The sequence below is a fragment of the Mycetocola sp. Y444 genome, from assembly GCF_059445295.1.
The window spans coordinates 612,453-634,489 of sequence record NZ_JCAIUB010000003.1 but is presented as its reverse complement, the minus strand read 5'-3'; the positions used below and the strand labels follow the sequence as shown (position 1 = coordinate 634,489).

Below are 22,037 nucleotides of genomic sequence, written 5' to 3'. Positions count from 1 at the left end.
GCGGGGCGGATGCCCTACTTGCCGCCTGAGGTCATGGAGATTCCGCGGATGAGATGACGCTGGAAGAGCAGGAAGATGATCAGCAGCGGCAGCGAGCCAACGAGCCCGCGCGCCATCAGGCTGCCGAGTTCGGTGGCCTGGGCGAAGTTGCCCTGCAGCGACGCAAGTCCAGTGGTGATCGTGAACATCTCGCTCTTTGTCGCCGACACGAGCGGCCACAGGTAGTCGTTCCAGGTCTGGACGAAGGTGAAGATTCCGAGCGCGAACATGCCGGGGGTAGCCAGCGGGAGCATGATCGAGAAGAACGTGCGCCAGGGTCCTGCGCCGTCGACGCGCGCCGCTTCCTCCATCTCCAGCGGAATCTTCGAGAAGAACTGCGTCATCAGGAAGACACCGAGGGGAGCGGCGATCCGCGGCAGGACGAGCGCAGCGTAGGTGTTGTGCATTTCCACGTCTGCGACCATCGTGAAGAGCGGGATGAACATCGCCTCCTTGGGGATCATCAGACCCGCGAGCACAGTGGCGTAGACGAACGTGCGGCCGGGGAACTCGATCCGCGCGAAGGCATAGCCCGCCATTGCGCAGAGGAGCACCGTCAGGACCGTGGTGAGGATGGCCACGATGGCGCTGTTGAGGAACCAGCGGCTGGTGAGTCCGACGGAAAAGACGCCGAAGACATTGTCGAGCGTGAAGTCCCGCGGGATGAGCCCGGTGACTCCCTGGCTCAGCGTCGCGTTGTCGCTGAGCGCGAGCGACAGCATCCACAGCATGGGAAGAAGCCAGACCAGCGCGGCGACGATCATGGCGAGGTGCCACCAGGTCGCACGCGTCGCGGTGTGCCGTGATGCGGTGAGACCGGGCTGAGCGGCGCTCGCCTTCCGGGTCGAGGGAGGGCTCATGACGTTCACTTGGTGTCGTCCTTTCCGAGGAAGCGCATCTGGACGACGGAGACGATCAGCATCAGTGCGAAGAGGAAGAGCGACATCGCCGACGCGTAGCCGAGCTCGAAGTCGCGGAAACCGGTCTGGTAGATGTGCCGGATGAGCACCTCGGTCGAGGTACCTGGGCCACCACCGGTCATGATGTTCACCTGGCCGAAGACCTGGAACGATGCAATCGCCTGCATGACCATGACGAGCAGGATGACGTGGCGGATGCCGGGAAGCGTCACGCTCACAAACTTGCGCCACGGGCCGGCACCGTCAAGTGATGCTGCCTCGTAGAGCGACTTGTCGACATCCTGGAGTCCGGCAGCGAACATGACGAGGTTGAACCCGACGGTCCACCAGATCGTGGTGATGATGACGGCGGTGAGCGCTGTGTTCGAATCGCTCAGCCAGGGAATCGGGTCGATGCCGAGCGGGGTGAGGATCTGCGCGAGCAGCCCCTGCCCCGGTGAGAGGAAGTACGTCCAGATGAGGGTGACGACGGAGACCGGGAGGATGTACGGGAGGAAGAACGCCATCTGGTACCAGCGGGATCCGCGTCGCTGTCCCTGCAGGGCAAGCGCCATGACGAGTCCGAGCAGGGCGATGATCGGAGTGGAGATGGCCGTGAACAGCAGGGTGTTCTGCAGGGCGATCCAGAATGTCGGGTCGTACCAGTAACCGTCTTTGCCCGGCGCAAAGCCGAGGGCGACGAACACCCCGAGCAGGCCGAGCACGCCGGCGACACTCCAGACACTGATGTGCCTGCGCTTGATCGGACCGACCAGCAGTGCAGCAACGAGGGCGAGCACGCCGATGCGCCACCAGAGCAGGTTGGTGATCGACCACTGAATATTGACGCCCCAGAGCATCCGCTCATAGTTTTCGAGGCCGATGAACTCGCGGACCGAACCGAGCAGGTCCCAATCGAAGAAGCTCATCTGGGCAGCCTGGACAACGGGGTACAGCACAAAGATGAGGTACAGGACCGCGAAGGGAGCGACGAAAGCGAAGCCGTACTTCAGGCCGGCCTGAGAACGCCGTTTGCGGGGTAGTCGCGGTGGGCGCTTCCTGGTCGCTTGGGCCGCTTGATCGAGCGTCAGCGTCATCGATTCCTTGCCTTCCGGTTTGCCACGTTGCAAAAACTGCACTGGAGCTATTGTGTTCACTCCCGCGATACTTTGTCAAAACGCCGTCGTGCGTACCTTTGCCACGTTGCACAAACCGGTTCACCGCTGCATCACTTTGTAGGCCAAGATGGTCGAGGAGGGAACATGGCAACCAACATTCACGACGTCGCGAAGCTTGCAGGCGTGTCCCCCCGGACGGTCTCCAACGTCGTCAATAACTACGTGCACGTCAGGGCCGACACGAGGCAGCGCGTCCAGGACGCCATCACCAAGCTCAACTACCAGCCGAACATCTCCGCCAGGCGGCTCCGCCAGGGCAACACGAAGATGCTCGGCTTTGCCGTGCCCGAGCTCTCCCAGCCGTATTTCGCCGAACTGTCCGAACTCGTCGAACGGTCTGCCCAGCGGCGGGGATACACGGTCATCGCAACCCACACGCAGGGAACGAAAGAGCGGGAACTGCGCACCCTGAAGAGTTTCAGCTCGCACCTCGTCGACGGGCTGATCTTCAGCCCGATGTCCCTGACCAGGGAAGACCTCTACTCCGCTCCCCCGAGCGTGCCCACCGTACTCATCGGCGAACAGATCTCGACGTCGTCCTATACGACCATCGCGATCGACAACGTCGGTGCTGCACGGGAGATCACCGCGCATCTCATCGCCTCGGGACGACGCCGTATTGCGACGGTGGGAGCGTACCGATCCGACGACTACCGGAGTTCGCGGTTGCGACTGCAGGGCTTTCAGGAAGCCGTGTCGGCCGCGGGGCTCAGCCTCGACCCCGAGCTGCTGCTCTACACGGATCGGTTCGGCACTGCAGCCGGCCACGACGCTGTCGGCCGCGCGCTCGCCGCAGGCATCCGTTTCGATGCCCTCGTGTGCTTTGCAGACGTCATCGCGTTCGGCGCGATGCGCTCGCTCGCAGACGCGGGCCTGCGGATGCCGGAGGACGTCGCCATCGTCTCGATCGACGACGTGCAGGAGTCGACCTACTCGATTCCGTCACTGACGTCCGTTGCACCCGACAAACAGGCGATCGCCGACCGAGCGGTTGACACCCTCGTCGACGCCATCTCCTCGGAGCGGGTGAACCCGCGCAGCATCGAAATCGGGCATCGTCTTGTCGTGCGCGAGAGCTCAGGTGCACGAGCCGAAGACACGGCAGGACAGGATTCGGGTGCGAGCCTCCCCGTGCCAGTAGCCTGAACAGCATGACGACGAACGCGGGCAATGGTGCAGCGATAACAGCAACCCCCCTCTCCGAAACTCCGACGAAAGCCTCGACCAAACAGGTACTGGCGTGGGGCTTGTGGGACTGGGGATCCGCGTCGTTCAACGCCGTGATCACCACGTTTGTCTTCACCGTCTACCTCACGAGCGACGCCTTCGGCGAGGAAGCCGCCGTCTCGGCACAGCTCGGCTGGGCGCTCGGCGCCGCCGGTCTGTTGATCGCCATCCTCGCCCCGGTCACCGGACAGCGCTCAGACAGTTCGGGCCGCCGCAAGTTCTGGCTCGCCGTCAACACGTACATCGTCGTCGGGATCACCGCGGCCATGTTCTTCGTCGAGCCCGACCCAAGCTTCCTGTGGCTGGGACTTCTGCTCGTCGCCGCAGGCAATATCTTCTTCGAATTCGCTGGCGTGAACTACAACGCGATGCTCGCCCAGGTCTCGACGCCGACGACTATCGGACGGGTGTCAGGCATTGGCTGGGGCCTCGGCTATATCGGTGGAATCGTGTTGCTGCTCATCGTGTACTTCGGCCTGATCCAGCCCGAGGTCGGCATCTTCGGAATCACGGGCGATGACGGCATGGACATCCGGGTGACCGTTCTGATTTCCGCGATCTGGTTCGGTCTGTTCGCACTGCCGGTGCTCTTCTTTGTTCCCGAGTACAAGGGCGTCGGCGCGCGGCGCGACAAAGTCGGATTCTTTGCCTCGTATCCCCGGCTCTTCGGCGACATCAAGAAGCTCTGGAACGAGAGCAGGCAGACCGTGTACTTCCTGATCGCGAGCGCGGTCTTCCGTGACGGGCTCGCTGGAGTGTTCACATTCGGTGGTGTGCTCGCCGGTGGCTGGTTCGGTTTCTCGCCGGGTGAGGTCATCATCTTCGCCATCGCCGCGAACGTCGTCGCGGGTATCTCGACGATTACCGTCGGTCTGCTCGACGACAAGCTCGGCGCAAAACCGGTGATCATGGCATCCCTCATCGGGCTCGTGCTCGCCGGTCTTGCCGTCTTCTTCCTCCACGACGGTGGTGCGCTCATGTTCTGGATCTTCGGACTCGCGCTCTGCCTGTTCGTCGGCCCGGCGCAGTCGGCCTCACGGTCGTTCCTGGCCCGCCTCATCCCGGCCGGCCGCGAGGGAGAGATATTCGGCCTGTACGCAACGACGGGTCGTGCCGTGTCGTTCCTCGCTCCGACAGCGTTCGCCATCTTCATCACCATTGGCGGAGAGCAGTACTGGGGAATCCTCGGCATCATCCTCGTCATCCTCGTCGGACTTCTCCTGCTGATCCCGGTGCAGGCGAAGCAGAAGCAGCTGGCGTAGCAGCGAAGCCTCTGGATGAGCGATACACCCCAGCAGAAGGACACCATGAGTTCCCGAACCTCAGCATCGGCATCCGGTGGCGTGCTCATCGTCGGAAGCATCAACGTCGATCTCACGACCTTCTCGTCGAGGCTCCCGGCTCGAGGCGAGACGATCATCGGCGACGAGTTCACCCTCGTGCTCGGCGGCAAGGGTGCGAACCAGGCCGTCGCCGCCGGACTCGCCGGCGGCAACGCGCACATGGTCGGCTGCGTGGGCACCGACCTCTTCTCCGACGTAGCGAGCAGCGGGCTGGCGGATGCCGGCGTGCACGTCGACCACGTCCGCTCGGTTCCGGGGCCAACAGGAGTAGCGCACATCCGGGTTGACTCATCGGGTGAAAACGACATTGTGGTGGTTCCGCTCGCGAACTCGTCACTCAGCGAGTCACACATCGACGACGCGTTCGAGGCCATCGGGTCGAGCTGCCGGGTTCTGCTCACCCAGCTCGAGATCCCGTGGGCGCTCACGCAGTACTCGATCAGGAAGGCGCACGACGCCGGCCTCACCGTCGTTCTCGACCCAGCGCCGGCCACGGCCCTCGACGACGCGATCTGGCCACTCGTCGACATCGTCACTCCGAACGAGACAGAGGCCGCCATCCTCACCGGCATCGAGGTGACCGACGAATCATCGGCGGTCGAGGCCGGTCGCTGGTTCACCTCCCGCGGCGCGACCAGCGCACTCATCACCATGGCGGCCGCTGGAGCGGTTCTGGTCACGGCGACGAGCGTCGAACGGTTCGACTCCATCCGGGTCACCGCCGTCGACACAACGGCAGCCGGTGATGCATTCGCCGGTTACCTCGGTGCTTCACTCGCCGACGGCCTCGGACTCACCGCTGCGATCCGGCGTGCGATCGCCGCTGGAGCGCTCACCGTGACGCGACAGGGCGCTTCCCCGAGCCTCCCCCACCGTGACGAGGTCGACGCGCTCCTCGCTCGTACCCGCTGAGTCCAGCGGGCGTTGAGCGCCCTGGGTCGGGTTCGGGGTCAGGGTCGGGCCTGATACCGGGGTCACGATTGGGCCGCACGGCCTGTCCCTCTCCCGCACCGCGGAGTAATCTCTGCCGGAACGGGCTTCGCACCGGCGCGGCCACCGGGGTGGAAGGACACGATCGTGCTCATCGGCGCACACGCTCTCGTCTTCTCAGGCTCATTCGACGCCGCGGGGCTGACCCTCGCGATCGAGAAGACGAAACAGGCGGGATTCGACCTGATCGAAATCCCGCTCATGGACCCTTTTCATTTCGATCGGATGCTTGCGGCTCGCCTTCTGCAGGACAACGAGCTCGCGGTCAGTGCGTCGCTCGGCCTGAGCGAGGCAACCGACCTGACGAGCGACGACCCCGATGTCGTGGCTCGAGGCGAACGGATGCTCGAGGAGTGCCTCGACATCGTGCACGCGATGGGTGGGACCAACCTCTGCGGCGTGATCTACAGCGCCATGAAGAAGTACATGACGCCCGCGACCCCGGGAGGTCGCGCGTCGAGCGCCGCCGCACTCGCCCGGCTGGCGTCACGGGCCGAGGGCCTCGGCATCCGTATGTCACTCGAAGTCGTCAACCGTTACGAGACCAACGTGATGAACACGGGCAGGCAGGCGCTCGCGTTTCTCGACGAGGTGGGGCACGCCAACGTCTCAGTGCACCTCGACACGTACCACATGAACATCGAGGAGTCGGATCTGTACACCCCGGTCCTCGACGTCGGCGATCGGCTGGGTTACGCGCACATCGGAGAGAGCCACCGCGGCTACCTGGGTTCAGGCACGGTGGACTTCGGCTCGTTCTTCCGCGGCCTCGCGCGGATCGGCTACGACGGGCCCGTCGTGTTCGAGTCGTTCTCGTCGGCCGTGGTGAACGAGGACCTCAGCAGGATGCTCGGCATCTGGCGCAACCTGTGGGACGACTCAGACGACCTCGGCGCGCACGCCAACCGCTTCATCCGCACCCAGCTGCGTGCCGTGGAGTCCATCACGCTGCACTAGGCGAAAGAGCCGCCTATTCCTCCGGGTAACCGGTACTGAGGCTGAGGTCGCGCCAGGTGTCAGCGTCCTGCCGCTCCCGATAGGCCAGCGTCTCGAACCCGTCCATGGCGTCGGCGCCGAGCAGCAAGAGGAGGGGTGCGTTCGGCGATTCGACCGCCGTGATGATCGCCTCGGCGGCCAGCGCAGGGTTGCCCGGCTGGGTGCCGTGCACCGTGTCGTTTTCCTTCCTCCGCTTGCCAGCGGTCTCGGCGTAGTCCGGGATGGCGGTCTCAGACTGTGCCAGCGAGCGCCCGGCGAAGTCGGTGCGGAAGCCGCCCGGTTCGACGACGGTGACGGCGATTCCGAGCGGTTCCAGCTCCTTGCGGAGGGAGCCGGACATGCCCTCGAGGGCCGCCTTCGACGCCGCGTAGTACCCCGACCCCGGGGGCGTGAGGCGCACGCCGATAGAGGAAATGTTGACGATGGCGCCGGAGCGGCGTTCCCGCATCGCGGGCAGGACCGCCTTGATCATGGCGACGGCTCCGAAGAAGTTGGTGTCGAAGAGCCGCTGGACGTCTTCGGGGGTGGCTTCCTCCACGGCGGACCGATACCCGTAGCCCGCGTTGTTCACGAGCACGTCGACGGCGCCGAACCGGCGCTCCGCCTCTCGAACGGCTGACTCGATCTGCGCCGGGTCGGTCACGTCCAGCGAGAGCGCGAGGGCGGAGTCGGGAGACGTGTCGGCGATGTCCTGCACCGTCGACGCGTCGCGCGCCGTGACGACGACGTTGTTGCCGTGGGCGAGCACGGCGGTCGCGAGCGCGCGACCGAGGCCTGTCGAGCAGCCGGTGATGAGCCAGGTGGACATCTGAGTTCCTTTCGACGGGCGCCGGGCGGGAGAGGCCGACGCGCTCCGAGACTAGTGGTGAGCGCCGGGACACGGAAAGGGCTTGCACTGGACCGCGGGAGCCCTCGTTGTGCCGGTAGATTTGGTCGATGCGCGACGCCACGTTCTCCATCCGCCCCACCACCGATGCTGACTGGCGCGAGGTCAGGAGGCTCCGGCTCGAAATGCTCGCGGACACTCCGATCGCTTTCGGCGAGACGCTCGCGCACGCACAGGCCGTGGGCGAAGCCGAGTGGCGGATGCGAGGCAGGCGAGGCATAAGCAACGGTGGAACCGTGCTCGTGGCGATCACGGATGACGGCCGCTGGGTGGGCACGATGGGTACATACACGCCGAACGGCAGCACGGTGCCGATGCTCGTCGGCGTCTACGTCACTCCGGAGTTCCGGGGTGAAGCGGCCGGCGTCACCTCCGCTCTCCTCGAGGGCGTCGAGCAGTGGTCAAGGGAACGATCCGACCGGATCACCCTGCACGTTCACGAAGACAACGCCCGGGCGCACGCGTACTACGCGAAGAAGGGCTACCGCGCCACCGGCGTGACCGTGCCGTACGACCTCGAGCCGGGTAAGCGCCAACTCGAGATGGTCAAGATCCTGGTGCCGGGCGAGGCCAGTCCCGCCTAGAGTCCGTCGGCGACCGCCGCCGTCACCTGGAGCCACGCTTCGCGAGTCTGCGGAGAGAGCACGTCGACGTTGAGGGGACCGCCGCCCTGGAACCCGGGGTCGTACGGCACCTCGAGCACCACGCGGGTGAGGGCCGAAAAGTGGCTGTGCAGTCGCTGGGACAGCTCGGGCTGCACGGTGTCTCCTGGTGACGAGAGGACCGTCACGGCCTGGCTGACCTTGTCCTGGTGCCCCTTCTGCCTGAGCCCGTCGATGAGCCACGCAGCACTCGCCGCGGTTTCCTCGTTCACCGTGGTGACGACGACGAGCTGGTCGGCTGCTTCGACGGCCGCTTCCCAGTTGGATGCGCGCATGTTGTTGCCCGTGTCGATCACGAGTACGCGATAGAACCGGCTGAGTGTCGAGTGAAGGCTGCGGAAGGCATCCGCATCGATGGTGGATGACGCGGCGGCATCCTCGTCAGAAGCGAGCACATCGAACTGGGCATCGCCCTGCCCGCGCACGTAGTTGTCGAGGTACCCGACGCGCGCCGACTCGACATCGGAGAACCGTCCGAGGTCGCGAAGCAGGTCGACCGCGGTGTTGGAGTGCACCGAGGGCTGGGCCCGCCAGCCGAGGGTGCCGCGGGTTTCGTTGTTGTCCCAGGCGAGCGTTGATCCGCCGCGGTGGGTACCGAAGGTCGCGGCGAGCAACAGGGTTGCCGTCGTCTTGTGCGCTCCACCCTTCGGGTTGAGCACGACGATGGTCCGCGGCCCCTTGAGGCTTCGCTGGACCCGCCGGATCGCATCGCGGTGGGCTCGCTCGACCTTGCCTGGGCGCGGCGAGATCAGTCCGCCGGTCACGCGACGGACGGCTCCCTGCCAGCCCTGTTTCGCCGGACCCTCCGGCGCCGATGGCCGTGACTGGAGGAAGTCCTCGAGGGTGGGCGCGACGCCCGGTTCACCGTCCGATGGCGAGGATGTCGAAGTGGATGCCTTCTCCCGTCTGCTCGATGACGGCAACAGCTGGTCAAACGTACGCTCTGCCGCCTCCGCCGAGTCAGGTTCCTCGGTGGTTTCTCCGGCAGCGGACCGTGCAGTCGTGAATGGAGTGACCTCGGCTGGCGCGGCGGATCCGGAATTGTGGTGCGACAGGTCGCTCTCCTCTGAATAGGACCGGAAGGTTGACCTCCGTGTCGGTGCTGGCTCGAAGCTTCTGTCGTTGTGCGGCGTCGGCTCGGATCCGGACTCGGCGAAGTCGATGAGGTCATCGATGCCGAAGGGGGGCGGGGGAATCACCGGGGTTGCCTCGCCGAAGGCGGGGTTCAGCACGGCTCGTGCCGGTGCTGACCCGCGGACTGATCCTTCCGCTGGAGACGATGGGCGGGTCGGCCTGGTCTCGTGTGCCGGCTCCTGTGCGCGGGCGGACTCGCTTCTGGACCCAGCAGCTGTCGCATCGCGCGCCGAGGCAGCGGCATCCGGAACAACAGGACCTTCCGACTCGACGTTGCCGTCGGGGTGAACAGACAGCAGGTAAACGCCGTCGAGATCGGTGATGGCCACCAGGACCCGTTGGTTGCGCGCCTTCGCCTCGTCGGTGACACGCGCAATGATCGCGGCTCGAACCTCCGCGACGTCATTTGCGCGAATGTCGGACTGTGCGCCGTCGACCGAGATCGTGCCTGTACCGTCGGCTCGGGCTACGGCTGTTATCCACGGCTCATTCGGCTCAGTGGACTCGTTCGGCTCGTTCGACACGTCAAGTCACCATCTCTATCAGCGGCTGATCAGTACCCGTGCGGGCGTCAGATCGGCCGGTTTCCAACTACCAGTATCGCCTGACCCACATTCGGGGGGCGAATCCGGGCCGCCCCCTCACCGCTGAGCGGCGCTGCAGCATCGCCGCAGCATCAGTGTTCGCGGTTCAGTTATGGGTGCAGTAATGGGTGGCGCAACGGGTGGCGCCGAGGCATCCGACCTGTCCAGACTGGGGAGATGACGACTCAACTCGAGAAAGCTCAACTGCTGAACCGCCTCCACGCCCCCGGTGATCCGCTCATCGTGACGAACGTGTGGGATGCCATCACGGCGAAGATCGTTTCCGAGGTCCCGGGAGTGCGTGCCCTCGCGAGCGCCTCACACTCGGTCTCTTTCGCGCGGGGCGTGCCCGACAACGAGGGACCCACCGTCGATGCCGCGATCGAGGCGGCGCGCATCATCGCCGGTGCCGTCGATCTGCCGCTCTCGGTCGACTTCGAGAAGGGCTACGCCCCGGATGCCGCCGGCGTCGGTGACAACGTTCGTCGCCTGATCGAAGAATCCGGTGCTGTCGGCATCAACATCGAGGACTCCCTCGAGGCGGCCAACGGCCCGCAGCGCAGTATCGACGACTCGGTCGCCCGCGTTGCCGCTGCCCGCGGCGCCGGTGGCGCGACGGGCATCCCGCTCGTGATCAATGCCCGCGTCGACACGCTCGCCGGTGGTGGCGAGTGGCAGGAGGCGGTCACGCGGGCGAACGCGTACCTCGAGGCGGGGGCCGACGTGATCTTCTTCCTCGGGCTGAGCGATGAGGATCGCGTGAAGCGCGCGCTCGACGAGGTGAACGGGCGCATCTCCACGATCGGTGGGCTCGGCGGCATCCCCCTCAAGAGGCTCGCCGAACTGGGAATCTCCCGCGTCAGCTTCGGCCCGCAGACCCTCGGCCTCACCCTCGCTGCGCTGCAGCGTGCGGCGACGACGCTGACGGCGCTCGGCGACTACCCCGAGGACCTCAGCTTCCGGTTCGAGCTGTAGCGGGCACCCAACGCATCAGTTCCGGTCGAGAACATCAGGCGCAACTGGTGTTCTCGGCCGCAACTGATGCTCTCGCGGCACGTGCGGCGGTCAGCTGACGCGCATGCCCTCATTGTGCTCGTTGAGCACCCACGTGGTTCCCTCGTCTTCCGAGACGAAACTCTCCCACCGGTAGGAGTGCTCGGTGATCTTCGAGAAGTTCCAGCGGATGAGCAGACCGTCGTTCCGCGTTCCGTCCTGGCGGATGCCGTCGCGCTTGTGCGCGGTGGCGACGAGGTGCGCGTATTCGCCGCGCTCCGGCTCGAAGTAGCTCACGCGCCAGGCACCCATGTCGCGGTCGTAGACCCGGACCGCAGTTGAGATGGTTTCGAAGCCGTCCTCTGTTGGCGTGAGCGCGACATCCTGAACGGCCTTCCCGTCCAAAATAAACCCGACCACCCAGACGAAGTCCGACTCATGCCAGTTCCCTGTGGCCTCATCCATGCGGCGCGAGTGCACGTTCCAGCGACCGACAAGCCGACCGAAGCGGAACATCCGATTCGGGTATTTCTCGGTGGCCGCATCCGATATGAGTGCGTCAGCGAACGAAAGGTCGATGGGGTCACTCATGGCGGTGGCCTTTCTTGCCTAGCTGCCGGCGCTGCCGGCGTCGATGAGGCCGACGTCGGTGCGGTGGAAGTTCTTGAACGAGCGGGATGCGGTCGGGCCGCGTTGACCCTGATAGCGGGAACTGTACGCAGCTGAGCCGTACGGGTTCTCAGCTGGGGAGGTCAGCCGGAAGAAGCAGAGCTGGCCGATCTTCATGCCTGGCCAGAGCTTGATCGGGAGGGTCGCGACGTTGGACAGCTCGAGAGTGACGTGACCGGAGAATCCCGGGTCGATGAAGCCGGCTGTCGAGTGCGTCAGCAGACCGAGGCGGCCGAGTGAGCTCTTGCCCTCGAGCCGGGCAGCGATGTCATCGGCGAGCGAGACCTGTTCGAACGTTGCGCCGAGCACGAATTCACCCGGGTGCAGGATGAACGGTTCATCTGGCTTCGTTTCGATGAGGTGGGTGAGCTCTGGCTGGTCTTCGGCCGGGTCGATGTAGGGGTACTTGTGGTTGTCGAACAGCCTGAAGTAGCGGTCGAGGCGCACGTCGATGCTCGAAGGCTGGATCATCTCGGAGTGGGACGGTTCAAGACCGATGCGTCCGGATGCCAGCTCTGCCTTAATGTCGCGGTCGGAGAGAAGCACGAGGTCAGTTTATCTGGCGCGTCTTGCTAAGATTGCGAACGTCGCCGTACAGCGTCACGCGGATGTAGTTCAATGGTAGAACTTCAGCTTCCCAAGCTGATAGCGCGGGTTCGATTCCCGTCATCCGCTCTCTTCTGTCTCACACATCGCAGGTTGTCAGTTTTCAAACTAGTAGCGACTTTTCGCATACTTGCTGAGACAAGGGCCAGCACCGTCCGGCTCAGTGCAAGTAGCGTTCTCATTGCAACTGAGACAAGGAGACCAGCGACGCTGCCAGCTACGACCGAGGGTCGTTACAGGCTCAACCGACCTTGAGTCCCCAAGAACGCTGACGACAATCTGACGGCACCGCGATGCATTCTTGAAAAGACCAGCCAGATAGTTGTCCGCGAATTCGCGTTCCACCACGTTCAGCATTTCCGAGTAGACCCGCTTGGCGATAGCCGGCAACTCAATGAGCATCAAATCGAGTTGGTCCTGATCCCCGGTAAGCACACCGCGCCTCATCACCTGGAACACAGTGTGTGCGATCAATCGACGCCAATGAGTCTGCTCCTGCCGTCGAGGTCTTTTCGGTTCTTCGCGATCGCTTCATCGACGAGGCGGAGACGCTGGACCGATCGCCAGAGTGCAGTTTCTGACAACTTCTCGCTGAACAGGTGCCTATATTGGCTACCCGGCTGGGGAGCTTCTGCCCCGGACCAGGGCCGCCCGACTTCCCGTTTCGATTGCACTGCGAAATCTGGATCGGGGTCGGCGCACGCAAGCGCGACCGTCGCCTCGAGAACGGTAAATCCGGAATCTGGGGTAGGAATTTCGGATCCGCTCTTGATTCCGTCCAGCGTTAGTGCACTAGCAAGTCGCTCCTGCTGCGGGTCAAGCGAAACGAAATCTCTCCGCTCCACATGATTTTGGGTATTCGTGCCGCGCGTTACGTCGGCCGCGAACCCGGGAGGACAGTTCTCGAGCGAGATGAACCGAACCGTGACTCGCGCGTCCGAGACGGAAGTGGGGTCCTCTTTGAACACCTGACCAATGGTGCCTACGGTTTGCGCCCCATTTACTTACAAACCTTGTCTCATCTGAGATGAGAACTGACACAGGTATTGGACTCTGCCTCACACGTCACAGGTATTGGACGCGGTTCTCCAGCTCCGTTTACTGACGATCGTCGCTGTGCGAGTCTGCGAGGGCAGATGGACGTGAGTCGCCGAGCCGTGACACCGTCAGCCCCGGTGCAAAACCCGCCATTGACTTGAAGTCGTGGATGAGGTGCATCTGGTCGTGGTAACCGGAGCCGATCGCAATGTCGAGCCAGGTCCTCTTCGGAGCCTGTATCCGAGCGTCGAGGGCGGTCTGGAACCGTGAGACCTGGGCGAAATATTTGGGAGACATTCCCATCTCGTGAAGAAATGCTCTCTCAAGCTGCCGCACGCTGACGTGCATTCGCACCGCCAACTCACTCACGCTGATGCAGCCGCCTTGACGAGTCACAATCGACGCAGCCGCGGTGCTCAGTGTGTCCTGGCGTTCGAAGCGCGCATGAGTAAGCAGAAATCGCTCCACCGCTCGAATCCGATCGTCGAATCCGGGGCGATCCGCGAGCACGTTCCACAGCTCCGCGATGGGCGCCCCCAAAACGTCTGCGGCGTCATAGTGCGTCTCCACAACGGCGCTGGTGGGAACTCCAAACAGAGACCAGAGCGCGGTGGGCTGCAAAAAGACTGCAAAAGAATCAATGTTGCCGTCGAATCGCAAGCTGGTTCCCGCCCGCGTGTGCGGCCCTACGAGCGCCAGAGGCCGCGCCATTTCGAGGCCGCCGTCGGATGAACGGATGCCGAGTACGTCCGCAAAATCGAAATGAATCACCGTTTCCAAGAATGCCGGCATGGCCTGGGACTCCAGGGCGCCCGAGGTGGTGCGGTGCGCGAACGCTCGAATAAACGGGCGCAACACTGGGCCGGGGCGGACGGACTGAATTGTACGCATCAGCCATGGCCCCCGATCCTGTCGCTTTTTTACTAGTCGCCGAGAACCGGCAGTGCGAATGATGGTGTGAACGGATTGTCGCCCAGGACGAAGCCAAACACAATGCCTACGAGCACCGGCGCACCATCCCGCCACCGTTGCCGCCGCGATCGGAAACCCACTCCTGCAACCACGCAGCGCTTCGATCGATACAGCACAACGCTGAACCACCTCAGAGGAGGGGTGTCGAAATGGAACGCTTGGAACACGAAAAGATGCTGCTGGACCCAGAGGCCCTGGAACAACTCAAACTGTGGTCGCTGAGAGCGAGCCAGAGGCCGGAGTGGAGCGCCGAGAATCGAGTGTCGTCAATCGAGTGTGTTGAGGTTCAGAGGCCTTCAGATTTGCCGCCGCCGCTTGACATCGATGATCGGCAGGAGGGCCGGGCCGGATCAGCAATTTCAGCGGTGCACGAACTGGCGTCATTCCTGCCAGAGTTGGTCGATAAATCCCCCGTGGACGGGCTCCGCTTCATTGAAAAGCGATTCCGATCTGATGGGTCGACTCAGAACGCCGGCCTGCTGCAGGCGGCCATCAACGCGGTGACCGCCGCGTCGGCGCTAAGCGCCTCAGAATCGACCGCGGTCGAGCGGGCGATGGAGCTCTTTCACGGTGAGCGAGCGGGCGAGCCCGATTCGGCTACTGACGACATCTGGTGCAAGTACTACGTGGACTCCAATTTCTCGGGAGCTTCGATCTTTGACGATATGACGCCCGGCTGGGGATATTGGCGTCGTCCTGACTACCGCAGTTTCGGTATGAACGACAGAATCTCATCGTTGTCGTACAGCGCTCACACGAGCGAAACAGGTGGAAGCGTTGTGCTGTTCGAGCACATCGGATATCGGGGCCGATACCGCAACTTTCCCGTCGTGCCTGGCCGACAGCAGGATGTGTGGTTCGTTGGAAACGATTTCAACGACATCACCTCGTCGTCACTCGTCATCCGGCGATGGCCGAACGAGACGAGCCCACTGTCGCTCACTGCCTTGGTTCCGCAGGACCAGATTGCAGAAATCGTCAACGCTCAGGGCGATGTCAGCACGGCAGGCGATGCACGGTTCAGCTGGGACATGTGGCCGACCGGCAACGTGTCCAGTACCGATGTTCATCCGAATCGCCCCGACCGAACCTACATTTACGTGAATGTGCCGATCACGGTGCACACTCCATGGCCGTTCGCGGACTATTACGCCGAGGTTCGGTACTGGATCTATCTTTACGTGGACCGGAACGGAGACATTCAAGGTTACGTCGATCAATACGGATGCCATGTCGAAAGTGGGATGATTCACGATCGTGTAGCGCGGGGGCTCATGAACGCGATACCCGGCACCATCGGAGCGGTCAACAGATTGATTGCAAACGCCGTCGTCCTGCCCAACCTGGCCGGACCGTATCGCTTTACCTATTACCTGCCCGGACGTTTCGAGTTGCGCGGCAATACTGGCGATGACGTCAGTATTGTGGCGGTTCGCTGAGAGGACGATCTAATGACTTTGCTCTTGGCTCCGACGGTCCTCGGCCCGGTGTCTGAATGCAGCACCTCGATCGAACTTGAAGGGCAACTGACAGGCGCGAACGTCGTCATTTACGCTGGCACGCAGGTTGTCGCTCGCGGTGTGGCCTCATGGCCACGCCAGACGTTCCCCTTGGATGCGGGCGTGACGTTGCCCGTTGACGAGCTCGTTACAGCGACGCAAGATAACGGGACAGGGCCGAGCGCGCCCTCGGCGGACCCACGAATCTGGGTCCAGCGAAGTCCAGCTGTCATCGGCGCCGTCGCGTTTACGAACCCGATGTACGCGTGCGCCGGCGTCGTGTGGATAACCGGTGCGGTACCAGGGGCGGTCATCACTGCTCAGGTCGGAACGGGACCGGTGCGTGGCACAGGTTCTGCCGAACGCGGCGATGCTCGGTTCTCGTTCAGCCCCGCACTCAGCGCACATGAACAACTCACGGTGTCACAAACTGCGTGCGGTGTCCCCGGGTTCGAGATAACAGCCCCGCCGGCCGAGCACCTTCCCCGCGAACTGCCAACGCCGCAGCTCCGCCGACCGCTATGGTCGTGCAGTCGAACAGTCACCGTTGAAGGGGTTCTCCCCGGGGCCACCGTGGTTCTGAGCCGGCCGACGCTCGGCCTCACGAACTCCGCTGTGTTTGACTCAACGAGCCTCTACTTCCAACTAGACAAGCCGTTGGTTGAGGGAGAAGAAGTATCGGTCGCTCAGTCATTCCCCGGCTGCAGGGAAGAGAGTGCCGCCGACACGGACACGGTTGTCGACGCCCCAGCAGTTCCTCCGCCCTTCATTATCGGCAAGCCGTGCACCGCTTCTCGGGCAGCAAACCTCAGCGGGCTCATCCCGGGCGCCCAGGTGCAGATTTCCATCAATGGCGTCACAGTCGGCACGGTCGAGGCTGCGGATGATTCGATGCTGATCCAACTGCCCTCATTACAGGCGTTCGACACCATCGTGGCGCGTCAGGAGCTGTGCGGCGTGTGGAGCGGGCCCTCCAATGCTGCGGAGGTTGAGGGTACAAGCGGCGGGATGAACCCCAGCCCGGTAATCGTCGAGCCACTCTTCGCGTGTGGAACCGCAGTCCGGGTGCGCGAGCTGACGCCCGGGTACAACTGGATTTCCATCGTCTCCGCGCGGACGGGCGCATTCCTGGCCGTAGCGCGGATGACGGCAACCGAAATGACGATTCCCGTCTCACCGTCACTCACCAGAGGGGACACCCTTATTGCCCATGCGTCAGGATGCAACACCCTCTCAAACACCGAGACCGGCGAAATCCAGCGAGCGCCGGATGTCGGACGGCCAGTGATCACGAAGGGTCTGGTCGGGAGCCAAGAACTGGAAGTAACCGGCCTGGTTCCTGGAGCGTGGATCGATATCGTGATTAACGGTGTGTGGGACCGAAGCTACCCGATTGGTAGTGACGAGGAGATCGTCATCACCAAACGTGTGCTCAAAGCCGGCGACATCGTGAAGGTCCGGCAACGCCTGTGCGACATGGTTTCCGGTGACGGCCCGGAGTTTACCGTCGTCGCGCCACCGGTAGCGAAGTTCACGCCATCTGCGACGTCCGGCGTCGTACCTATCACGGTTGTCTTCACGAATCAGTCCACTGGAACGATCACGTCGAGCCAATGGTCCTTCGCGGGTGCCGCACTTCCGGCAACCGCTGCTCTCACCTCGCCATCACGAACCTTCACCCAGCCGGGAAACGTCCTCGTTTCGCTGACCGTGTCCGGACCGGGAGGCAGCAGCAATGCGGTCTCAACGTTTAGCGCGAGCGCTCCCGTTCCAACTGGTTACGACGAACTCCTTATTCAGAATTGTCATACTGACCATCGCCCACTCCACATCTACTATCGCCGCGTGGGTGAGACCGATCTCGACTGGGCACCGATCAATGATTCGCCGCATTCCGCAGACTACAGCGCGGCCGGGACATGTCCGGCTGGCCCGAACGTAGGCGCTCGTTTTTCTGCAGACGACGGAGTGGATTACGAGGTGGTCTGCACCGACCCCCAGCTGCCGGGGTGCAACACGGGCGGTCCTGGCGAACAGGCATGCCGCCGCTCCCCCGTCTTCGTCATCCGTGGCAAAGCCGGAGGCGGAACCAAAACCGTCATCGTGAACTAAGACCTCCCATCGACGCGGCGCGAGGCGACCTGCGTGAAAGGGTTTCGGACCGGTCTCTGAGACGTTTTCTCTCTGGGCTGTCAACCTTCGCGAGGAACTCGAGGAGCACAGACGCCAGTTTCCGAGGTGCCTCCTGCGCAACGAGGTGACCGACGCCCTCGATGTGCACCGCAGTGAACTCTCCAGCCACCACCGGGCGAAACGACTGCTCTGTGAATGGATGATTGGCGCCGTCGACGGCGAGGACGGGGACGCGCAACGGATGCGCCTCGGCGAGCGCCCGAGTCGCCCCCTTGTCCGTGAACAGGGAACGGTAGAGACCTTCCGTACCGCGCCAGGCGTTCGGCCGCGAGTACGTGCGAACGAACTCATCGAGGTCCTCGGCACGGATTGCACCGGCCGTGCCGTTCATCATCGGGTAAGCCCAGTCAGCCAGGAGCTCGCGTTCGTGTCCGGGCAGGAGCATCGAAGGGATGCCGGGAGTGCCAAGAAATCCGACATGCCACGAACCAAAGGCGTTGACGTCGGCAAGCGCCTCGAGACCGAACCCGGCAAGGGAGGATTCGACCGCTGTGAAGCTTCGCACCTCATCCGGATGGGACGCAGCGAACCGGAACGCCACGCCTCCGCTGATGTCCTGAGCGAGAAGATGCACAGGGCCAGCCCCCAGATGTGTGACGAGCTGGTGGAGGTCGTCGGCCAGGGCCTGCTCGCTGTAATCGGTGTCGGTGGTGCTCGAGTCGCCGAATCCGCGCAGGTCGAGAGCGTAAACCCGGTGGGACTCCGCAAGCAGCGGAATGAGGCCCCTGAATGCCCACCACGTCTCAGGCCAGCCGTGCACGAGCAGGATAGGTGAACCGGACGTACCGGCGGTGACGTAGTGCAGCTCGGTGCCGTTGACCTGAGCTCGATGGTGGGAGACGCCGGGGATGGTTGCGCCGAGTGCCGCAGTGGCGGACATATCGCTCTCCTTAATAGACAATCTTGTTGTCCATTAACTATAGACAACAGGGTTGTCCATATCAACCCTGGCTTAGACTTCCCCTATGTCTCGGAAGGGTGGCGACCTAGCGCTGCTGATGCTTGCGGGGTTCCGCACTCTTGCCGACAGAGCCACCGCCGAACTGGCGCGGCGAGGCCACGATGACTTTCGTCCGGTGCACGATTTCGCGCTTCACTCGATCCTCTCCGGCGCCGAAAACGCGTCAGAACTCGGTCGAGCGATGTCGGTGACAAAACAGGCGGCGGCACGAACGATCGCCGTCCTGGAAGAACGAGGCTACGTCGCCAGGGAGCCCGACGAGGCGGATCGCCGGAAGATGCGCTTGCGCGTCACCGAGCGCGGGACAGCTTTGCTTCGCGAAGGCGAGGCCGTCTTCGATGAGATGCGGGATGAGCTGGAGAAGCAGGTGGGCACAGAATCACTCGCCATCACGGAAGCCACGCTGCGCGCGCTCGTTGGCGACAATGCGATCCGTCTCGACTCACCCGGCTGGGCCGCCGACGTCGACACCGACGCTCGCTCCTGACCGTCGACCTGAGAACGTCCGGCTCAGACAGGGCAGCCCACACAGCGCAGCTCAGACGGGGCAGCCCTTGCCTACGAACGGATCGGGGACGGCGCCCGCACTCCGAGGTGTCTCGCTATTGCCCAAGCGCATTCCTCGGCCGGCCTGGAGGTCGTGTCCACCTCGAGGTCGTAGCTCACGCCGGTGTGCACACTCAGGGCCTGTTGCCGCGCCATTCCCTCTGCCCGGTCGGGCCGCCGCGCTTCGCGGGATGCAGCAACGTCGGCCGCGCAATGGACACCCACCCACAACATCCCGGTATCGCTGAACGTTGAACGCAGACTCTCCTGCCCGGTACCCCCGGAGAGAAAAACTTCGTCGAGGATCATGTGCGCCCCCGCCACTGTCATCGCGCTGAGGGCGGCATACCAGCTTCGTTCGAGAGCCCGATACTCGTCGCTGAAGGTGATCGTGCCGTCGTGCTCAAACGTGATCCCGGCTCGCGGGCTGTCACCGCGACCCGGAAGTGCGTCGATGAAGGTGTCGACGCCGAAGGTCAACCAGACGCCGGGGAGCATTTCCTGCAGCGCTCTCGCGATCGACGATTTACCTGAACTGGATCCGCCGTTCAGCACGATCACTGTGGGGTTGCGACTGGCAGACACTCTCCGAGCGTAGCCATATTGGCTGCCCGCTGAAACACGTGAGCTGGCAGGATGTCGCCATGACGACAATCGCTCCGTACGGGTCCTGGCGCTCACCGATCTCCGCTCATGATCTTGCCGAAAGCGGGCACGCCGTGAGCGAGGGCACGTGGGTGGGCGATGAGGTGTGGTGGCTCGAACTTCGACCGAGTGAGGGCGGCCGGTTCGCGGTCCGCACGACAGGTGAAAATGGCGACCCCATCGACATCCTGCCGGAGCCCTGGAATGCCCGGACCCGCGTGCACGAGTACGGCGGTGGAGCGTGGGCAGCGGACGACGACGGCACTCTCGTGTTCGCCGAGTTCACGGATCAGCGACTGTATCGCCTGGATCGTGGCAGCCGTAGTCCTGTACCGCTCACGAGCGCCGGTACCGGATTCCGCTTCGCAGATCTCACGTGGCGCGACGGCGAAATCATCGCCGTGCGCGAGACCCACTCTGGCGACCTCGTTGACAGAGACATCGTCGCGGTGCCGGTGGACGGCACTGCCGATGGCAACAACGAAGCGATCCGCTCCATCGTCACGGGTTCACACTTCCTCGCCTCTCCGAGGTTCTCCCCCGACGGCAGACGCCTCGCCTGGATCGCGTGGGATCACCCGCAGATGCCATGGGACGGGACCGAGTTGCGCGTCGGCGACCTCGACCGAGCGGGCCAGGTCAGCGAGTGGCGCACGCTCGCGGGTTCAACGACAGAGTCTCTTCTGCAGCCCGAATGGCGGGATGACGACCACCTGACGATCATCACCGACCGATCCGGCTGGTGGAATCTTGCCGAGGTTGATCTCGAGGGAAACGTCACACCGCTGCACCCGGACGAGGCCGAATACGGCGACGCACTCTGGTTCGTCGGGCTGGCCTGGTATCGACTGCTGGCGGATGGCCGCATCCTCGCCTCGCGAACTCTCGGCCAGAGCGAACTCGTCATCATCGATCCGGCGACGGGCGCCAGCTCGGTCGCGGCCCAGCCGCTCACTCACATTGTCCTCGGACCGGTCCGCAGCACGAGTGTGCTGCTTGCGGGAGGCAGTGCGAAGGACGCACCCGGGCTTCGCCGTCTCGACCTCGACTCGGGAGAGATCACGGTGGTTCGGCTCTCGGTCGATTCCCTCCCGGATGCCGGATACCTCCCCGTCGCTGAATCCCGGACGTTCGAGGGAGACCGGGAGGTTCATGCCATCGTCTATCCGCCCCGGAACGCGGATTTCGCGGCCCCCGATGGCGAGCTGCCACCGTTCGTCGCGTTCGTCCACGGTGGCCCAACCACCCGGGCACCGTTCGTCGTCAACCCCACGATCGCCTATTTCACCAGTCGCGGTATCGGTGTCGTCGATGTTAACTATGGCGGATCGACGGGATACGGGCGGGAGTATCGGGAGCGGTTGCGCGGGCAGTGGGGCATCGTCGACGTGGAAGACACCGTTGCCACCGTGCTTGGACTCGCGGACGCAGGACTCGCCGACCGGGCGCGCCTCGCGATCCGCGGAGGCTCGGCGGGCGGGTGGACGGTGCTCGCTGCGCTCACGAGCTCGGACGTGTTCGCGGCGGGTACCTCGTATTTCGGCGTGGCCGAGCTGACCCAGTTCGCCAGGGACACGCACGACTTCGAATCGCGCTACCTCGACGGGCTCATCGGTCCGCTTCCGGAAGCGGCCGATCTTTACCGGTCGCGTGCGCCGCTCAACCGGGTGGATAACCTCTCCACCCCGGTCCTTCTTCTTCAGGGCCTCGACGACCCGATCGTGCCGCCGTCGCAAGCAGAGCTTTTCCGTGATGCCCTGGCACGGAAGGGCATCCCCCACGCATACATCGCCTTCGAGGGAGAGTCACACGGCTTCCGTCGCGCGAGCACAATCGTGAGCGCGACGGAAGCCGAGTTGTCGTTCTATGGTCAGGTGATGGGGTTCGACCCGGTCGGCGTACCGCCGCTCGAACTCGTCAGCGAATAAACTCGTCGGCCCGCCCTGCTCGGTCCCGAGCAGCAGCAGGATGCCGTCC

Annotated in this window: 19 protein-coding genes, 1 tRNA gene and 1 pseudogene; 11 read left to right on the top strand and 10 right to left on the bottom strand. The window is 63.8% G+C overall.

What is annotated here, in order from left to right:
• Positions 1-14: 14 nt before the first annotated feature.
• On the bottom strand, positions 15-899 hold the full coding sequence (locus tag AC1C2M_RS14535; RefSeq protein WP_495437286.1) for a carbohydrate ABC transporter permease: 885 nt from the start codon (positions 897-899) through the stop codon (positions 15-17).
• Positions 900-904: 5 nt separating this feature from the next.
• Positions 905-2,077, bottom strand: coding sequence for a carbohydrate ABC transporter permease (locus tag AC1C2M_RS14530; RefSeq protein WP_495437285.1), 1,173 nt, complete (start codon positions 2,075-2,077; stop codon positions 905-907).
• Positions 2,078-2,200: 123 nt separating this feature from the next.
• Between AC1C2M_RS14530 and AC1C2M_RS14525 the strand changes: the two genes are divergently transcribed.
• From AC1C2M_RS14525 to AC1C2M_RS14510, 4 genes are all read left to right on the top strand, one after another.
• Positions 2,201-3,262 (top strand): LacI family DNA-binding transcriptional regulator, encoded by a 1,062-nt coding sequence (locus tag AC1C2M_RS14525; protein WP_495437283.1) that lies wholly within the window; start codon positions 2,201-2,203, stop codon positions 3,260-3,262.
• 5 nt (positions 3,263-3,267) lie between these two features.
• A complete protein-coding gene (locus AC1C2M_RS14520) occupies positions 3,268-4,605 on the top strand; it encodes an MFS transporter (protein ID WP_495437281.1) in 1,338 nt (445 codons plus the stop codon).
• Positions 4,606-4,650: 45 nt separating this feature from the next.
• A complete protein-coding gene (locus AC1C2M_RS14515) occupies positions 4,651-5,598 on the top strand; it encodes a ribokinase (RefSeq protein WP_495437279.1) in 948 nt (315 codons plus the stop codon).
• Positions 5,599-5,763: 165 nt separating this feature from the next.
• Entirely contained in the window at positions 5,764-6,633 is an 870-nt protein-coding gene (locus AC1C2M_RS14510) for a sugar phosphate isomerase/epimerase family protein (RefSeq protein ID WP_495437278.1), read from the top strand.
• Between the two features lie 13 nt (positions 6,634-6,646).
• On the opposite strand, the gene AC1C2M_RS14505 is transcribed toward AC1C2M_RS14510, so the two are convergent.
• Positions 6,647-7,480: an oxidoreductase gene (locus AC1C2M_RS14505; protein WP_495437276.1), complete on the bottom strand. Its 834-nt coding sequence runs from the start codon at positions 7,478-7,480 to the stop codon at positions 6,647-6,649.
• Between the two features lie 128 nt (positions 7,481-7,608).
• Here AC1C2M_RS14505 and AC1C2M_RS14500 point away from each other — a divergent pair, with 128 nt between their 5' ends.
• Positions 7,609-8,142 carry a GNAT family N-acetyltransferase gene (locus AC1C2M_RS14500; protein ID WP_495437275.1) on the top strand — a complete coding sequence of 178 codons (534 nt, stop codon included), beginning with the start codon at positions 7,609-7,611 and terminating at the stop codon, positions 8,140-8,142.
• Here AC1C2M_RS14500 and AC1C2M_RS14495 read toward each other — a convergent pair.
• A complete protein-coding gene (locus tag AC1C2M_RS14495; RefSeq protein WP_495437273.1) occupies positions 8,139-9,878 on the bottom strand; it encodes a MinD/ParA family ATP-binding protein in 1,740 nt (579 codons plus the stop codon). The two genes, AC1C2M_RS14500 and AC1C2M_RS14495, sit on opposite strands and share 4 nt — an antisense overlap.
• A gap of 237 nt (positions 9,879-10,115) precedes the next feature.
• Here AC1C2M_RS14495 and AC1C2M_RS14490 point away from each other — a divergent pair, with 237 nt between their 5' ends.
• Positions 10,116-10,913, top strand: a complete 798-nt coding sequence (locus AC1C2M_RS14490; protein ID WP_495437272.1) for an isocitrate lyase/PEP mutase family protein — start codon at positions 10,116-10,118, stop codon at positions 10,911-10,913.
• A gap of 90 nt (positions 10,914-11,003) precedes the next feature.
• Here AC1C2M_RS14490 and AC1C2M_RS14485 read toward each other — a convergent pair whose 3' ends face one another.
• Entirely contained in the window at positions 11,004-11,522 is a 519-nt protein-coding gene (locus AC1C2M_RS14485) for a hypothetical protein (protein WP_495437270.1), read from the bottom strand.
• 18 nt (positions 11,523-11,540) lie between these two features.
• Entirely contained in the window at positions 11,541-12,146 is a 606-nt protein-coding gene (gene dcd / locus AC1C2M_RS14480; RefSeq protein ID WP_483406146.1) for a dCTP deaminase, read from the bottom strand.
• A gap of 58 nt (positions 12,147-12,204) precedes the next feature.
• On the opposite strand from dcd, the gene AC1C2M_RS14475 reads away from it, so the two are divergent.
• Positions 12,205-12,275: transfer RNA gene (locus tag AC1C2M_RS14475), tRNA-Gly, on the top strand.
• Positions 12,276-13,000: 725 nt separating this feature from the next.
• Here the strand turns inward: AC1C2M_RS14475 and AC1C2M_RS14470 are convergent.
• A pseudogene (locus AC1C2M_RS14470) lies at positions 13,001-13,198 on the bottom strand (AIPR family protein); the annotation flags it as partial.
• 106 nt (positions 13,199-13,304) lie between these two features.
• Entirely contained in the window at positions 13,305-14,036 is a 732-nt protein-coding gene (locus AC1C2M_RS14465) for a helix-turn-helix domain-containing protein (RefSeq protein WP_495437269.1), read from the bottom strand.
• A 329-nt stretch (positions 14,037-14,365) separates the two neighbouring features.
• Between AC1C2M_RS14465 and AC1C2M_RS14460 the strand changes: the two genes are divergently transcribed.
• Positions 14,366-15,655: a beta/gamma crystallin family protein gene (locus AC1C2M_RS14460; RefSeq protein WP_495437268.1), complete on the top strand. Its 1,290-nt coding sequence runs from the start codon at positions 14,366-14,368 to the stop codon at positions 15,653-15,655.
• A gap of 12 nt (positions 15,656-15,667) precedes the next feature.
• The gene (locus AC1C2M_RS14455; protein ID WP_495437267.1) at positions 15,668-17,827 is read left to right on the top strand and encodes a PKD domain-containing protein; all 2,160 of its coding nucleotides are present in this window, start codon (positions 15,668-15,670) and stop codon (positions 17,825-17,827) included.
• On the opposite strand, the gene AC1C2M_RS14450 is transcribed toward AC1C2M_RS14455, so the two are convergent.
• Positions 17,814-18,788, bottom strand: a complete 975-nt coding sequence (locus AC1C2M_RS14450; RefSeq protein ID WP_495437265.1) for an alpha/beta fold hydrolase — start codon at positions 18,786-18,788, stop codon at positions 17,814-17,816. The genes AC1C2M_RS14455 and AC1C2M_RS14450 overlap by 14 nt on opposite strands.
• Positions 18,789-18,873: 85 nt before the next feature.
• Here AC1C2M_RS14450 and AC1C2M_RS14445 point away from each other — a divergent pair, with 85 nt between their 5' ends.
• The gene (locus tag AC1C2M_RS14445; RefSeq protein WP_495437264.1) at positions 18,874-19,356 is read left to right on the top strand and encodes a MarR family winged helix-turn-helix transcriptional regulator; all 483 of its coding nucleotides are present in this window, start codon (positions 18,874-18,876) and stop codon (positions 19,354-19,356) included.
• 71 nt (positions 19,357-19,427) lie between these two features.
• On the opposite strand, the gene AC1C2M_RS14440 is transcribed toward AC1C2M_RS14445, so the two are convergent.
• Complete coding sequence (locus AC1C2M_RS14440) at positions 19,428-20,000, bottom strand: chloramphenicol phosphotransferase CPT family protein (protein WP_495437262.1); 573 nt, start codon at positions 19,998-20,000, stop codon at positions 19,428-19,430.
• Positions 20,001-20,059: 59 nt separating this feature from the next.
• Here AC1C2M_RS14440 and AC1C2M_RS14435 point away from each other — a divergent pair, with 59 nt between their 5' ends.
• Positions 20,060-21,988 carry a dipeptidyl-peptidase 5 gene (locus tag AC1C2M_RS14435; RefSeq protein ID WP_495437260.1) on the top strand — a complete coding sequence of 643 codons (1,929 nt, stop codon included), beginning with the start codon at positions 20,060-20,062 and terminating at the stop codon, positions 21,986-21,988.
• Positions 21,989-22,037 lie beyond the last annotated feature (49 nt).